The organism is Serratia sp. CY29653 (genome assembly GCF_052169255.1).
GTDB lineage: Bacteria > Pseudomonadota > Gammaproteobacteria > Enterobacterales > Enterobacteriaceae > Serratia > Serratia sarumanii.
Map to the genome: position 1 here is coordinate 1,499,536 of NZ_JBJNLC010000001.1, position 15,560 is coordinate 1,515,095.

The following is a 15,560-nucleotide window of genomic DNA, read 5'->3' on the forward strand; positions in this document are numbered from 1 at the left end:
GATGCGTAGTCGTTTTTATAAGAAAGATGATTGGAGACATTGGGGATGAATTTTCCGCTCGTGATTAACGTGCTGGTGTTTGTCGCGCTCCTGTTGCTGCTGGCGCAAACCCGCCACAAGCAATGGAGCCTGGCGAAAAAAGTGCTGGTCGGCCTGGTGGTCGGCGTGGTGTTCGGTCTGGGCCTGCAGCTGGTGTACGGCTCCGACAACCCGGTACTGAAAGAATCCATCAGCTGGTTCAACATCGTCGGCAACGGCTATGTGCAACTGCTGCAAATGATCGTCATGCCGCTGGTGTTCGCCTCGATCCTGAGCGCGGTGGCCAAACTGCATAACGCCTCTTCTCTGGGCAAAATCAGCGTCCTGACTATCGGCACGCTGCTATTCACCACGCTGATCTCGGCGCTGGTGGGCGTACTGGTCACCAACCTGTTCGGCCTGACCGCCGAAGGCCTGGTGCAGGGCGCGCAGGAAAGCGCGCGCCTGACGGCAATCCAGACCAACTACGTAGGTAAACTGGCCGATCTGACCGTGCCGCAGATGGTGCTGTCGTTCATCCCGAAAAACCCGTTCGCCGATCTGACCGGCGCCAGCCCGACGTCGATCATCAGCGTGGTGATTTTCGCCACCTTCCTCGGCGTGGCGTCGCTGCAGCTGCTGAAAGACGACAAGCCGAAAGGCGAGCGCGTGCTGGTGGCTATCGACACCCTGCAAGCCTGGGTGATGAAGCTGGTGCGTCTGGTCATGAAACTGACGCCGTACGGCGTGCTGGCGCTGATGACCAAAGTGGTTGCCGGTTCCAACATTCACGACATCGTCAAGCTCGGCAGCTTCGTGGTGGCCTCGTACATCGGCCTGGCCATCATGTTCGTGGTTCACGCCGCCCTGCTGGCCTTCACCGGCGTTAATCCGCTGAAATTCTTCCGCAAGGTGTGGCCGGTGATCACCTTCGCCTTCACCAGCCGCTCCAGCGCCGCCAGCATTCCATTGAACGTGGAAGCGCAGACCCGTCGCCTGGGCGTGCCGGAATCCATCGCCAGCTTCTCGGCGTCGTTCGGCGCCACCATCGGCCAGAACGGCTGTGCAGGCCTCTACCCGGCAATGCTGGCGGTGATGGTTGCGCCGACCGTCGGCATCAACCCGCTGGATCCGGTGTGGATCGCCACCCTGGTCGGCATCGTCACCATCAGCTCCGCCGGTGTGGCGGGCGTGGGTGGCGGCGCCACCTTCGCCGCGCTGATCGTGCTGCCGGCGATGGGCCTGCCGGTAACGCTGGTCGCGCTGCTGATCTCGGTCGAACCGTTGATCGACATGGGCCGTACCGCGCTGAACGTCAACGGCTCCATGGCGGCGGGCACCATCACCAGCCAGCTGATGAAGCAAACCGACAAAACCGTGATGGACAGCGAAGACGAAGTCGAATTGGCTCACCGTTAACGCCGTCTCAAAACGAAAAAACCGGGGATTCTCCCCGGTTTTTTTATGCCCCGCGCCCGGTCGTTACGGCCGCTCGCCGTCCGCCAGCCGCCGGTTGATGTCGGCGATAACGCCCGGCAATTGCGCCAGCGTGTCTATCACATAATGTGCGCCCGCCGCATACAGCTTATCGGCGGCCGCCGTACGGCGCAGCTCGATCTCTGCCGCCGCCATTTGGCGGTACTCCTGCCAGGTCGCGCCAAACTCGTTGCCGGACAGCGCCAATCCGACGCTCCACATCCCGGCGTTCAGCCCTTCATGAATGCCCGGCACCGCGTCGTCCACCTTCACGCAGTGCGCCACCGCATCGATGCCCAGCGCGATGGCGTTCTGCAGCGCCATCCACGGCCCCGGCCGGCCACCGGCCGCGAGATCGTCAGTGGCGACCCAGTAATCCGGCGTGTAGCCGCGCTGCGCGGCGGCAGGCACCAGCACCTCCATCACCGCACGCGGATAACCGGAGCAGGAGCCGATTTTAATGCCCTGTTCGCGCAGCCCGGCAATCACCTGTGGCACACCCTCGATGGGATCGGCGAAGTCGATCACTTTGGCGATTTGCAGCGGCATAAACGCCTGATACAGCGCGTCGATGTCCTGGTGGCTCATCGAGCGGCCCAGCTTCTGCCGCCAGCGCGCGTCGACCGCCGGCAGCTTGCCCAGCGCCTCGATGTGCTGCCATTTGCCCAGCCCCATCGGAATGCGCGCCTCCGCCAGGCTGATGTCGATATCGAAGGTTTTTTTGAACGCCTCGACGAAAATCTGCGTTGGCGCAAAGGAGCCAAAGTCCACCGTGGTGCCGGCCCAGTCGAGGATCACTGCGTTGATCTGTTTCATGGTCAATCCTTATTGATTCCAGTACATCGCCTGCCCGACGGCCGCCAGCAAACGTTCGATATCTTGCGGATAAATTTCCCCGATGTTGCCGATGCGGAAGCAGTCGCTCTGCGACACTTTGCCGGGATAGATCACAAACCCTTGCTGTTTCAGGCGCTGATAAAATTCGGCGAAGCGGTAAGTGTCGGCCTTTGGCGAATAGAATGCGGTGATGATCGGCGAATGCAACGCATCATCGAGCAGAGTCTCAAAGCCCAGCTCGCGCATGCCCGCCACCAGCCGCCGCTGATTGGTTTGATAGCGGCGGTGGCGCGCGGCAATGCCGCCCTCTTGTTCCAGCTCTTTCAGCGCCTGCGCGAAGGCCAGCACGGTGTGGGTCGGCGACGTAAAGCGCCATTTGCCGGCCTGGTCTTCCATACAGCGCCACTGGGCATACAGATCCAGCGACAGCGAGCGCGAGCGGCCGGCGCATTTCTCCAGTTCGCTGCGGCGGGCGATGACGAAAGCGAAGCCCGGCACGCCCTGAATGCATTTGTTGGCGGAGCTGATCAGAAAATCGATGCCCAGCCCGTCCACATCCAGCGGGATGCCGCCGAAGCTGCTCATGGCGTCGACGATAAAGGTCTTGCCGTTGCGCGCCGCCAGGCCGGCGACCTTCTGCAACGGGTTGAGCATGCCGGTGGTGGTTTCGCAGTGCACCATGGCGATATGGCTGATGCGCGCATCGCTTTTCAGCACCGCCTCCATCGCCGTCACGTCCGGCTCATTGACCTCGCCGCAGTCGAAAGCGTGGTGGTCGATATCCATCAGCCGCGCCATTTCGATCATCCGCGCCCCATAGGCGCCGTTGTTGACGATCAGCAGCTTGTCCTGCGGGCCGATGGCCGTGCCCAGCACGCCCTCCACCGCAAAGCTGCCGCTGCCCTGCAGCAACACCGAGGTGTAACCGGCGGACGGCGTCGCCAGCGCCACCAACTGCTGCCGGATGCTTTGCACCACGCCCAGGTTGTAATCTTCATCCCAGGTGCAGCTGTCAAACAGCATCGCCTCTTTTACCGTTTTCGACGTGGTCAACGGGCCGGGGGTTAACAGCAGGTAGTTTCGATCGGACATGTCATTCACCTATTTGGTCTACACCAGATTGCAGGCATTGTGGCGGCAAATTCCTTCCCTGGTCAAACGACAAAGCGCGGTGAAACAAAAAATTCATCTGGCTATGTATAATAAGCGCGTGCCGGAATGACGGGCCGATGCCATAGCGAGATGAAATGAAAGAACATCAGGGCGAAATGCCCCACTACCTGCAGATCAAGGATCAGCTTCAGGCGCGCATCACCCGCGGCGCGCTGCAGGCGGGCGACAAGCTGCCTTCGGAGCGCGAGCTGTGCGCCATCTTCTCCACCACCCGCGTTACCATTCGCGAGAGCCTGGCGCAGCTGGAGGCCACCGGCGCCATCTATCGCGCCGATCGCCGCGGCTGGTTCGTCACGCCGGAACGGCTGTGGCTGGATCCGACGCAGAACACCAACTTCCACCGCCTGTGCCAGGAGCAGGGGCGCGCGCCGCGCACCGCGCTGCTGTCCGGCGAAAAAACCACGGTGCCGCTCGACGTGATGCAGCCGCTGGCGCTCGAACCCTTCGACCAGGTGTATCTGCTGCGCCGCGTGCGCTACGCCGACGGCCGCGCCATCTGTTATTGCGAAAACCACTGCCTGCCGCAGCGGGTGCCGGAACTGCTCAGCCACGATCTCAACGGCAGCCTGACCGAAGTCTATCAACAGCATTACGCGTTGATTTACAGCAACATGCACCTGTCGTTCTACCCGACGGCCCTGCCTTACCGCGCCGCCAACGCGCTCGGCGCCATGGTCGGCCTGCCCGCCTTATTGCTGCGCCGGTTGAATTACGACCAGCACGGCCGCATTCTTGATTTCGATATCGAGTACTGGCGCCACGACAGCCTGCGCATCGAAGTCGATACGCTTTAACCCCGCATGACAGGGGCTGCGCCCGCCGCCCCGCCTTTCTCCCCCACGCCCAATTCCCCGTTGCCGGCAAATATATTTTGCCGCTTTCATTTGTTTGTCATATTCGCCGATTAGCGTGGCCGCATATCTGGTGTATACCAGTTACGCATAAATCCGCAACAGTGAGGCTGAAGCTATGAAACTTTCTCGTCTGGTCGTGATGACCGCCATCGCACTCGGCTCCGCGCCGGCCTGGGCCGCCGACGCGGTGGTGACCGTCTACTCCGCCGATGGTCTGCACGCCGGCGATCACAGCTGGTATCAAACCCAGTTCGACGCCTTCACTCAGGCAACCGGCATCAAGGTGCAGTACGTCGAAGGCGGTTCCGGCGCCATCGTAGAGCGGCTGTCGAAAGAGCGCAGCAACCCGCAGGCCGACGTGCTGGTGACGCCGCCGCCGTTCATCCAGCGCGCCGCCGCGGAAAAACTGCTGCAGGATTTCACCCCGCAGGATGCGGCGCAGATCGCCGACGCTCAGCCGCAGTTCGTGCCGCTGGTAAACAACTACCTGAGCTTCATCTATAACGCCAAACTGTTGCCGCAGGCGCCCGCCAGCTATCAACAGCTGCTGGATGCGCAGTTCCGCAACAAGCTGCAGTACTCCACGCCGGGCCAGGCCGGTGACGGCACCGCAGTATTGCTGCAGGCGTTTCACAGCTTCGGTAGCAAAGACGCCGGTTTCGACTACCTCGGCAAGCTGCAAAGCAACAACGTCGGCCCTTCCGCTTCCACCGGCAAGCTGACCGCGCTGGTCAATAAAGGTGAGCTGTTGGTGGCCAACGGCGATCTGCAGATGAACCTGGCGCAGATGCGCAGCAACCCGAACGTGCAGGTGTTCTGGCCGGCCGGGCCGGACGGCAAGCGCAGCACGCTGGCGCTGCCTTACTATGTCGGCCTGGTGCAAGGCGCGCCGCAAAGCGCCAACGGCAAAAAGCTGATCGACTTCCTGCTGAGCAAAGAAGCGCAGAGCAGCGTTAGCGCCATGTCCTACGGCATGCCGGTGCGTAAGGACGTCATCCCGACCGACGATAACTTCAAGCGGTCGCAGGCGGCGCTGGAAGGCGTGGACATCTGGGCGCCGGACTGGAATCAGGTGGTAAGCAGCCTGTCCGCCGATATCTCACGCTGGCACAAGGTGACCGAATGACGCTGACAATGCCTTCTACCCTCTCTTCCCGCGCCGAGGCGCGGGATAACAGCCTCGACATCGCCGGGCCGTCGGGCATCCAACTCGACCGCGTCAGCGTGTCGTATCGCGGCACCGAAGTGCTGAAACCCCTGACGCTCACCATCACCCCCGGCGAAGTGCTGGCGCTGATAGGCCCCTCCGGCTCGGGCAAAACCACCGTGCTGCGGGCGATCGCCGGTTTCGTGCAGCCTTCCGCCGGGCGTATTGCCATCGGTGACGTCGATGTCACCGACGTGCCGCCCTATGAGCGCGGTCTGGGCATGGTGGTACAGAACTACGCGCTGTTTCCGCATATGCGCGTCGAGGACAATGTGGCGTTCGGCCTGCGCGCCCAGGGCAAGCCGCGCGGCCTCACCGCCGAGCGCGTCGAGGAGGCGCTGGCCATCGTCGGCATGTCCGCCTACGCCAGGCGTTATCCCAGCCAGCTCTCCGGCGGCCAACAGCAGCGCGTGGCGATCGCCCGCGCCATCGCGGTGCGCCCCAAAGTCTTGCTGCTGGATGAACCGCTGTCGGCGCTGGACGCGCAGATTCGCCACAGCATGGTGGAAGAGATCGCCCGCCTGCACCGCGAGCTGCCGGAGCTGACCATCCTGTACGTCACCCACGATCAGGGCGAAGCGCTGACGCTGGCGGACAAGATTGGCATCATGCGCGACGGACACCTGATCGCCCACGGCGAGACCCGCGCGCTGTACCGTCATCCCACAAACCGCTTCGCCGCCGAGTTCCTCGGCCGCGCCAACCTGCTGCCGGCCACCGCGCTGGAAACCACCGCCGGCCAAGGCATGACCACCGTCAGCTGCGCCGGAAAAGTGATCGGCTGTTTCACCTACGGCGCACAACGCGGCTTCGACAAACTGCTGTGCATTCGGCCGCAGCATATTGCGCTCGATGCCGATGCCCAGCGCAGCAACTGTATCGTCGGCACGCTGCGCGATATTCACTGGCAGGGGGAGTTGACGCACCTGCAGTTCGACGCACAAGGCCACCCGCTGCGCGTGGTCACCACCCATCAGAGCCGGATGCCGCAGATCGGCGAGCGCGTGCCGCTCTATTTCGCCCCTGACGACGCGGTACTGATCGAGGACTGACATGACCGACTCTACGCTTATTCGCCCGGCCCGGCGGCCGCGTTCACCGCGCCGTTTATGGATCCTGCTGCCGCTGCTGGTGCTGGCGACGCTGTTTTTCTATCCGCTGGCGCTGATCGTCAAACAGGCGTTTACCGACGATCAGGGGCTGTTCAGCGCCGGCGCGCTGCAGCAGGTGTTCGAATCCCGACGCTTTGTCAGCGCCCTGCTCAACACGCTGCAGATTGCGCTGCTGGCGACGCTGGGCTGCCTGGTGCTCGGCACCCTGCTGTCGCTGCTGCTGGTGTTCACGCCGTTCCCCGGCAGCCGGCTGATCGCCTGGGTGATCGATACCTTTATCGCCATGCCGACCTTCCTGATCACCTTGGCCTTCACCTTTATCTACGGCTCCGCCGGCCTGCTGAACGGTACGCTGATGGCGACCTTCGGTTTTACCCTGCCGCCGGTAGACTTTCTTTACTCCATCTGGGGCGTGATCCTGGCGGAAATCACCGTGTTTACGCCGCTGGTAATGCGTCCGCTGATGGCGGCGCTGTCGCAGATCGATCGCAGCCAGCTCGAAGCCGCCAGCATCCTCGGCGCCCGGCCGGGGCGCGTGGTGCGCCAGGTGATTTTGCCCGCCGCGCTGCCGGCCTTGCTGGCCGGCGGCAGCCTGTGCTTGCTGTTGACCACCAATGAGTTCGGCATCGTGCTGTTTATTGGCGCCAAGGGCGTCACCACGCTGCCGATGATGGTCTACTCCAAAGCGATTCTGGAGTCGGATTACGCCGTCGCCTGCGCGATCGCCGTCGTGAATATCGCGCTGTCGCTCGGGCTGTTCTCCCTTTACCGCTACGCCGCGGCGCGCGCCGGGCTGAGGAACTGACGATGTTGATTTGGTCTCGCACCGGCCGCACCCTGACCTGCACGCTGGCGGTCACGCTGTTCGCGCTGTTCTTCTGCCTGCCGCTGGCGGTGATCCTGATGTCCAGCCTGAGCGAACAGTGGAACGGCGTGCTGCCGAGCGGTTTCACCTTCAGCCACTTCCGCCAGGCCTTTGGCGGCACCTCCTGGGACGCGCTGGTCGCCAGCCTGGCTATCGGTTTCAGCGCCAGCCTGTCCGCGCTGCTGTGCGGCACCTGGGCGGCGTTGGCGCTGCGCCACCATCAGGGGCGCGGCCAGCGCCTGCTGAGCACGCTGTTCTTCATTCCCAGCGCGGTGCCTTCGGTGTCGATCGGTCTCGGGATGCTGGTGGCGTTCAGCCAGGGGCCGCTGCAGATGAACGGCACCTTCCTGATCGTGCCCGTCGCGCACTTCGTGCTGATTTCCGCCTTCTCCTTCGGCAACGTGATGGCCGGGCTGGCCCGGCTGCCTGGCGACTACGAGAACGTCGCCGCCAGCCTGGGCGCTTCGCCGCTGTTCCGCCTGCGCCACGTCACCCTGCCGATGATCGCCCCCTATATGATCTCCGCCTTCGCCCTCAGCCTGTCGCTGTCGATGGGAGAGCTGGGCGCGACCATGATGATCTACCCGCCGAGCTGGGCGACGCTGCCGGTCACTATCTTCAGCCTGACCGATCGCGGCAGCATCGCCAACGGCGCGACGCTGACCATGATCCTGGTGGCGGCCACGCTGTTGCTGATGTTAGTGCTGGAACGGATTTCGCAGCGGCTGACGCCGGGCGTGAAATAGCCACAAGGCGCTGCCATGGCAGCGCCTTGTTCATGGAAGCGAAGGGTCAGAACGGATAGTCGTGATAGCCCTGCTGTTCACTGATGCGCCGGGCGGCGACGTGCAACAGCGCCACATACTCCTCCCGCGCCGCATCGGAAAAGCGCAGCGTCGGGAAAGAGATACTCAACCCGGCGATCGCTACCCCAAACCGATCGAATACCGGCACCGCGATACAACGGATCCCCACTTCCTGCTCTTCGGCATCTTCGCCGTATCCCTGCTCACGCACCCGCTCCAGCACCGGCAGCAGTTCGGCGGCGCTGGTCAGGGTATGCTCGGTGCTGCGGGTAAATTCAATCTGCGACAGGATCTGCGCCACCTCATCCCGATCGCGCCAGGCCAGCAGCACTTTACCGATGGCGGTGCTGTGCAACGGGTTGCGGCGACCGATGCGCGAATACATGCGCAGGTTGTACATCGCGTCGATCTTGTGGATATAGACGATACCGTCCTCGTCCAGGGCGCCAAGGTGGATGGTTTCGCGGGTGCGGTTCGACAGTTCGCGCATCTGCACGTCGGCGCTGCGGATCAGATCGACGTTCTGCAACGATTTGGCGCCCAGTTCGAACAGCTTGAGCGTCAGCGCATATTTTTCTGTCTCGCCTTCCTGCGAAACGTAGCCCAGCGCTTTCATGGTCTGCAGAAAACGGTAGACGGTGCTTTTGGACATCATCACCCGCTGGGACAGTTCGGTAATGCCAATCTCGCGTTCATCGCCGAGCGCCTGCAAAATACCGAACACTTTCATTACGGATGAGACGGCATCCGGTTGCTTGTCTGAATCTGCGTTAGCCATGGCAAATACCCTACTTAACGGTTCTGTTTCAGGAAATTTAAACAAGGGTTTCAGTATAATCGGAACAGATCGCGACGCGCAACGCAGTTGAACGCTAAGCACTTGAAGCCAAATGGATAACCGCCGGCCCGCTCACCGCCGTTTACAATTCAGCGGACAAGGGGCATGCAATCACGGGCGAATATGATTAGCATGATAATACTCCCCTGAATAAATACCGCTGAGACCAACATGCGTCCTTGTTCCGACGGCCTCCCCGCCCCGCAACGCTATGGGGCGATCCTCGCCATCGCCCTCGGCATTACCGTATCCGTGCTCGACGGCGCGATAGCCAACGTGGCGCTGCCCACCATCGCGCGCGATCTCAACGCCAGCCCGGCCAGCTCCATTTGGGTGGTTAACGCCTATCAGCTGGCGATCACCGTCTCTCTGCTGTCGCTGGCGTCGCTCGGCGATCTGATCGGTTATCGCCGCATCTATCAGGCCGGGCTGCTGGTGTTCAGCATCACCTCGCTGTTCTGCGCCCTGTCCGACTCGCTGCTCACGCTGACCATCGCCCGCGTGCTGCAAGGCTTTGGCGCCGCCGCCATCATGAGCGTCAACACCGCGCTGATCCGCATCATCTATCCGCAGCGTTTTCTCGGCCGCGGCATGGGCATCAATTCGCTGATCGTCGCCTGCTCCTCGGCGGCCGGGCCAACGGTGGCGGCGGCGATCCTGTCGGTCGCTTCCTGGCAGTGGCTGTTCGCCATCAACCTGCCGATCGGCCTCGTCGCGCTGCTGCTGGGCATGAAGTTCCTGCCGGCCAACGGCCAAAAAAGCGATAACCGCCGTTTCGATCCCACCAGCGCCGTGCTGAACGCGCTGACCTTCGGCCTGCTGATCACCGCCATCAGCGGCTTCGCCCAGGGCCAGAGCCTGACGCTGATCTTCAGCGAGATCGCCGCGCTGCTGGCGATTGGCGCGGTGTTCGTGCGCCGCCAGCTGCGCCAGGAATTTCCGCTGCTGCCGGTCGACCTGCTGCGCATCCCGATCTTCGCCCTGTCGATGGGCACCTCAATCTGCTCGTTCGCCGCGCAGATGCTGGCGATGGTATCGCTGCCGTTCTTCCTGCAAAGCGCGTTGGGCCGCGACGAGGTGGCGACCGGGCTGCTGCTGACGCCGTGGCCGCTGGCGATCGTCGTCATGGCGCCGATCGCCGGCCGGCTGGTGGAGCGCGTGCACGCCGGCCTGCTGGGCTGCATTGGGCTGGCGGTGTTCGCGCTCGGGCTGTTCTCGCTGGCGCTGCTGCCCGCGGACCCGTCGAATGGGGACATCATCTGGCGCATGGTGCTGTGCGGCGCCGGTTTCGGCCTGTTCCAGTCGCCCAACAATCACACCATCATCTCCGCCGCGCCGCGTAACCGCAGCGGCGGCGCCAGCGGCATGCTGGGCACCGCTCGCCTGCTGGGGCAAACCTCGGGGGCCGCGCTGGTGGCGCTGATGTTCAACCTGTTCCCCACCTCCGGCACCCACGCATCGCTGGTCCTGGCCGGCGTGTTCGCCACTCTGGCGGCGGCGGTCAGCAGCCTGCGCATCACCCAATCGACGGCGCAAACGGCGCAGCCAAGCCGCGAGGTGAAATAGCGGACATAAAAAAACCCCGGCGAGCCGGGGTTTTTCCTTTCATTCAGCCGATTACTTCAGGTACTGGCCGGAACGCAGCGCTTCGATGCGCTTGTCGAGCGGTGGGTGCGACATGAACAGCTCGCTGAACGACTTGGATTTGCCGTTGATGCAGAACGCCATCATGCTGCCCGCTTCCTGCGGCTCGTAGCTGGTTTTCAGGCGCTGCAAGGCGGCGATCATCTTCTCGCGGCCCACCAGCTTGGCGGAGCCGGCGTCGGCGTAGAACTCGCGGTGACGCGAGAACCACATGGTGATGATGCTTGCCAGGATGCCGAACACCAGTTCCAGCACCATCGACACCGCGAAGTAAATCATCGGGCTGCCGTTGCCTTCCCCTTCACCGTCGCGGTTGCCCAGGAAGCCGGCGGCAACCTGCGCGATCAGGCGCGAAATGAAGATGACGAAGGTGTTCACGATGCCCTGAATCAGGGTCATGGTCACCATATCGCCGTTGGCGACGTGGCTGATTTCGTGCGCGATGACCGCTTCCGCTTCGTCGCGGCTCATGCTCTGCAGCAGGCCGGTGCTGACGGCGACCAGCGAGGCGTCGCGGCGCGCGCCGGTGGCGAAGGCGTTGATGTCCGGCGCGTGGTAGATAGCAACCTGCGGCATGGCGATGCCCGCCTGCTGCGACTGACGGCGCACCGTTTCCAGCAGCCAGTTTTCGGTTTCGTTACGCGGTTGTTCAATCACTTCCCCGCCGACGGAGCGCAGCGCCATCCACTTGGACATCAGCAACGACACGAAAGCGCCGCCGAAGCCGAACAGACCGGCCATGATCATCAGGCCCTGAACGCTACTGGATTGGATTCCTGTCAGGCTGAGCACCAGCCCGAAAACCAACATCACCGCCAGGTTGGTGAGCAGGAACAGAGCTATACGCATCATAAAATGTTTACTTCCTCATAAATGTTAACAAAACGCTGTCGAAGATACCCTAGATCGTATGGGCATTCGTCACAGTTTCAAGAGTCGCGCGTCATTAACCTACTAAAAATACGAAACTTTACAAAAACGGCGCGCGACCGGGATTTGGCAAATTGTAAACGATTGTTGCGCAAGGCGGAGGGTTTTTTACCATAAATTTGTCAGGCGACGCATAAGCCCGCCCCCATTCCCCTGCAGGGAAGCAGGCCTTCGCGTCACTATAAAAAAACGCACCCGAGGGTGCGTTTTTCATCCTGCCGGACGCGGCCTTATTTGGCCGGCGTTGGCTGCTGAGCGGGCCGATCTTTTTCCAGATGAGCCAGCTCCAGCGCGATATGCACGGTTTCATCCAGGTACGGATCCGGTTCCTGGTAATCCTTCGGCAAATCGTCGAGCGATTTCAGCGGCTTCTTGCCCGCACGTTCCAGGCGCTCGTTGATGCGTTTCAGACGGGTCGCATCGTCGTCGTGGTTCTCTTTCTCGCGCACCGCCAGATTGAGGGACACGATGTTGCGTTTATCCTTCAGCGCCTTGTAATGCGCGATATCCTGCGCGATGTACTGGAACTCCGGATTCTGCGCGATGCGCTGCTGGTGATCTTTCAGCAGCTCCGGCTCGAACGGCGCCATATCGCCGGTCTTGCTGTAGGTCGCCGCATTGATGCTGTCCCACGGCATGGCGTTGTCTTCAAACGCTTCGCCGGTTTCCGCCGGATCGACGCCGGTCGGCATCAGGATGTCCGGGGTCACCCCTTTGCGCTGGGTGCTGCCGCCGTTGACGCGGTAGAACTTCTGAATGGTGTACTGCACCGACCCCAGCGCCGGCCACTCAGGGCGCAGCATCTGATCGTAGATGCGGTTCAGCGAACGGTACTGCTGCACGGTGCCTTTACCGAAGGTCGGCTCGCCGACGATCAGCGCACGGCCGTAATCCTGCATCGCCGCCGCGAAGATCTCGGAGGCGGAGGCGCTGAAACGATCGACCAGCACCACCAGCGGGCCTTTGTAGTAGGTCACGCCGTCGGTGTCGGCGTCTTCACGCACTTTGCCGTTGTTGTCGCGCACCTGCACCACCGGGCCGCTCGGAATGAACAGGCCGGACAGCGACACCGCTTCGGTCAGCGCGCCGCCGCCGTTGGTGCGCAGATCGATGATCACGCTCTTGACGTTCTGCTTGGCCATCTTCTGCAGCTGCACTTTCACGTCATCGGTCAGGCCGACGTAGAAGCCGGGGATGTCGAACACCGCCACCTTCTCTTTGCCGACGGTCTTGATGGTCATTTTCACCGCGCGGTCTTCCAGGCGGATGCGCTCGCGGGTCAGGGTGACCACGCGGGTTTTGGTGCCCTTGCCTGCCGGCAGGATCTCCAGGCGCACCTTGCTGCCTTTCGGCCCTTTGATCAATGACACCACGTCGTCCAGGCGCCAGCCGATCACGTCCACCATCGGTTTGCCGGCCTGGCCGACGCCGACGATGCGATCGCCCACGGTGATCGCCTTGCTCTTCGCCGCCGGGCCGCCCGGCACCATCGAGTTGATCAGGGTGTAGTCGTCATCCATCTGCAGCACCGCGCCAATGCCTTCCAGCGACAGGCTCATTTCGGTGTTGAACTGCTCGGTGTTGCGCGGAGACAGATAGTTGGTGTGCGGGTCGATTTCATGCGCAAAGGCATTCATCGCCAGCTGGAAGACGTCTTCGCTGTTGCTTTGCGTCAGGCGCTTGATGGCGAACTGATAGCGCTTGGTCAGCGTGTCGCGGATTTCTTTGTCGGTCTTGCCGGTCAGCTTGAGGTTCAGCTCGTCATAGGTGACTTTCGCATCCCACAGGCTATCCAGCTCGGCCTTGTCTTTCGGCCACGGCGCTTTGCTGCGGTCGAGATCGATAGTGCCGTTGCCGGTGAAGTTCATCGGCTTGTCCAGCAACGACAACGCATAGGTGTAACGCTCAAAGCGGCGTTTCTGCGCCAGATTGAACAGCGCGTAGAAGGTGTCCAGCTTGCCGGTTTTCAGCTCTTCGCCCACCTGATTGCGTTTGCCGGCGAACTGCGCCACGTCGGAGGCCAGCAACACGTTATGGCTGTAGTCCAGCATGTTCAGGTAGCGATCGAAGATCTTGCCTGAAAACTCCGCGTCGAGGGCGAACTGGCGGTAATGAGAGCGAGTGAAGCGCGAGGTGACGCGCTCACTCACCGTAGCGTGCTGAGGTTCCTGTTGCAGTTGAGGCAGTTGGCCGATGCGGATGTTGGCTGTTTCCGCGCCGTAACTGACACCCGCCCACAGCAGCCCTGCAATCGCTGTTAATCTGACGAATTTGTTCATGCCTGGGTTGGCCTCCGTATCAGAACTGCAAGTGTTCTGCGCGCACAATCATCGCCAGACCGGAAGAGAGCTGCACACGTACGCCATCTTTAGCGATTTCGAGTACGGTAGCATCCATCGCGCTCTTGCCTGCTCTGACTTTGATTTCCTGGCCAATTTGCAGTTTAGAGATATCCGTGACTGGCGCATAACGCGGCTGGTTTTCCTCTTTTGCTGCACGAGGTTGACGAGCTGGCTGTGGGCGAGTTTGTGGGCGCGGCTTGCGGTTCTCCGGCGCGGCTCCGCCTTCGCGACGTGCAGCGGGCTTTTTACCGGCTGGGCGCGGACGGCGTGGCGCGGCATCGGCGGATTCACCGGCGGCTTCACGTTTTTTGGCGTTTTGTTCGGCACGCTGTGCCTGAACGCGCGCTTTGGCTTCTTCAAGCTGCTGGCGAGCATGATCGACATGCTGCTGCTCCAGTTCACCGCACGGATTGCCGTCCAGATCGACGCGCTGCGCGCCGACTTTGACGCCGTACAGGTAACGCCAGCTTGAGGTGTACAGGCGCAGGGCAGAACGCAATTGCGTTTTGCTGAGATTCTCTTCCCCCTGCACGCGCTCTACCAAATCCTGAAAAATACCGATTTTCAGCGGACGAGCTTCGCCTTCGGCGCTAAAGCAGAGCGGAAAACGCTCGGCAAGAAAAGCAATGACTTCTTTACTAGAGTTCAACTTAGGTTGATTTTCCATGAAATTTCCTGATTACAACGGTATTGCCAACAAGCCACAGGCATGAACAGGCGTCATTATAATGACGCCATCGGTAATTGCCACGTTAACCGTCGATCAACTTGCCGCCACAGTCACATATTTCGCACTGTCGCACTGTTCCAGTTGCTCACAAAGCCCCGCCACCACGGCTTTCAAGCCCGCTTCGTCCTGTTCGTCGAAGCGTTGATAAACCGTGCTGTCGATATCCAAAACGCCGATCGCTCGGCCGCCAACCGCCAGCGGCAGCACGATTTCCGCGTTGCTGGCCGCATCGCAGGCGATATGGCCCGGGAACGCATGCACGTCGCCGACGCGCTGCACGCGATTTTCCGCCACCGCCGTGCCGCACACGCCCTTGCCCACCGGAATACGCACGCAGGCGATCTTGCCCTGGAACGGCCCCAGCACCAGTTGGCCGCCATCCATCAGATAGAAACCGACCCAGTTCACGTCATTCAGACGCTCGTTGAGCAACGCGCTGGCGTTGGACAACGCCGCGATAAAGTTGGTTTCCCCGCCGAGCAACGCGCTCAGGTCACGTTTTAATTCCGCGTAGAATTGTTCTTTTGTCATGTGATAACCATTGAAACAGTGAAGATGGCCATAAGCCCAAAGCTTAGGCCCTATAAAATAAGCATTAAATGCGTATAGCCACAAGGTTAATCATCTGCTGCTTCACAAAACCCTGTCGCTCGGGGTATGTTTGCCGCTCAGAATCCCGGTTTACCTCGTTTTACCGTCCGGCGCCCGATCGCCAGTGACGCGGCCGG

General features: G+C 61.7%; 14 protein-coding genes. 7 read left to right on the forward strand and 7 right to left on the reverse strand.

Features of this window, described 5'->3' with window-relative positions:
* Positions 1-45 precede the first annotated feature (45 nt).
* Positions 46-1,437, forward strand: coding sequence for an L-cystine transporter (locus ACJ8HN_RS07190; protein WP_033638304.1), 1,392 nt, complete (start codon positions 46-48; stop codon positions 1,435-1,437).
* A 63-nt stretch (positions 1,438-1,500) separates the two neighbouring features.
* Here the strand turns inward: ACJ8HN_RS07190 and phnX are convergent, their stop codons facing one another.
* Together phnX and phnW are read right to left on the reverse strand one after the other, a co-directional pair.
* On the reverse strand, positions 1,501-2,310 hold the full coding sequence (gene phnX / locus ACJ8HN_RS07195; RefSeq protein WP_442523212.1) for a phosphonoacetaldehyde hydrolase: 810 nt from the start codon (positions 2,308-2,310) through the stop codon (positions 1,501-1,503).
* 9 nt (positions 2,311-2,319) lie between these two features.
* Positions 2,320-3,423: a 2-aminoethylphosphonate--pyruvate transaminase gene (gene phnW / locus ACJ8HN_RS07200; RefSeq protein WP_342124171.1), complete on the reverse strand. Its 1,104-nt coding sequence runs from the start codon at positions 3,421-3,423 to the stop codon at positions 2,320-2,322.
* A gap of 155 nt (positions 3,424-3,578) precedes the next feature.
* Here phnW and phnR point away from each other — a divergent pair, with 155 nt between their 5' ends.
* From phnR to ACJ8HN_RS07225, 5 genes are all read left to right on the forward strand, one after another.
* The gene (gene phnR, locus ACJ8HN_RS07205; RefSeq protein ID WP_033653907.1) at positions 3,579-4,298 is read left to right on the forward strand and encodes a phosphonate utilization transcriptional regulator PhnR; all 720 of its coding nucleotides are present in this window, start codon (positions 3,579-3,581) and stop codon (positions 4,296-4,298) included.
* A gap of 175 nt (positions 4,299-4,473) precedes the next feature.
* Positions 4,474-5,484 carry a 2-aminoethylphosphonate ABC transporter substrate-binding protein gene (locus ACJ8HN_RS07210; protein ID WP_041034835.1) on the forward strand — a complete coding sequence of 337 codons (1,011 nt, stop codon included), beginning with the start codon at positions 4,474-4,476 and terminating at the stop codon, positions 5,482-5,484.
* A gap of 2 nt (positions 5,485-5,486) precedes the next feature.
* Complete coding sequence (gene phnT, locus ACJ8HN_RS07215) at positions 5,487-6,617, forward strand: 2-aminoethylphosphonate ABC transport system ATP-binding subunit PhnT (protein ID WP_442523556.1); 1,131 nt, start codon at positions 5,487-5,489, stop codon at positions 6,615-6,617.
* Position 6,618: 1 nt separating this feature from the next.
* The gene (gene phnU, locus ACJ8HN_RS07220; RefSeq protein WP_033653904.1) at positions 6,619-7,482 is read left to right on the forward strand and encodes a 2-aminoethylphosphonate ABC transporter permease subunit; all 864 of its coding nucleotides are present in this window, start codon (positions 6,619-6,621) and stop codon (positions 7,480-7,482) included.
* Positions 7,483-7,484: 2 nt separating this feature from the next.
* Entirely contained in the window at positions 7,485-8,288 is an 804-nt protein-coding gene (locus tag ACJ8HN_RS07225; protein ID WP_442523213.1) for an ABC transporter permease, read from the forward strand.
* A 46-nt stretch (positions 8,289-8,334) separates the two neighbouring features.
* Here ACJ8HN_RS07225 and kdgR read toward each other — a convergent pair whose 3' ends face one another.
* Complete coding sequence (gene kdgR / locus ACJ8HN_RS07230) at positions 8,335-9,126, reverse strand: DNA-binding transcriptional regulator KdgR (protein WP_164134160.1); 792 nt, start codon at positions 9,124-9,126, stop codon at positions 8,335-8,337.
* Positions 9,127-9,357: 231 nt separating this feature from the next.
* Between kdgR and ACJ8HN_RS07235 the strand changes: the two genes are divergently transcribed.
* Complete coding sequence (locus ACJ8HN_RS07235) at positions 9,358-10,752, forward strand: MFS transporter (protein WP_197771895.1); 1,395 nt, start codon at positions 9,358-9,360, stop codon at positions 10,750-10,752.
* 51 nt (positions 10,753-10,803) lie between these two features.
* On the opposite strand, the gene htpX is transcribed toward ACJ8HN_RS07235, so the two are convergent.
* The 4 genes from htpX to ACJ8HN_RS07255 all read right to left on the reverse strand — a co-directional run bounded on the left by htpX (position 10,804) and on the right by ACJ8HN_RS07255 (position 15,363).
* A complete protein-coding gene (gene htpX / locus ACJ8HN_RS07240; protein WP_049234238.1) occupies positions 10,804-11,682 on the reverse strand; it encodes a protease HtpX in 879 nt (292 codons plus the stop codon).
* A 308-nt stretch (positions 11,683-11,990) separates the two neighbouring features.
* Complete coding sequence (prc, locus tag ACJ8HN_RS07245; RefSeq protein ID WP_033638289.1) at positions 11,991-14,039, reverse strand: carboxy terminal-processing peptidase; 2,049 nt, start codon at positions 14,037-14,039, stop codon at positions 11,991-11,993.
* 19 nt (positions 14,040-14,058) lie between these two features.
* Positions 14,059-14,769: an RNA chaperone ProQ gene (gene proQ / locus ACJ8HN_RS07250; protein ID WP_033638287.1), complete on the reverse strand. Its 711-nt coding sequence runs from the start codon at positions 14,767-14,769 to the stop codon at positions 14,059-14,061.
* 96 nt (positions 14,770-14,865) lie between these two features.
* Positions 14,866-15,363, reverse strand: a complete 498-nt coding sequence (locus ACJ8HN_RS07255; RefSeq protein ID WP_079656466.1) for a GAF domain-containing protein — start codon at positions 15,361-15,363, stop codon at positions 14,866-14,868.
* Positions 15,364-15,560: the final 197 nt, after the last annotated feature.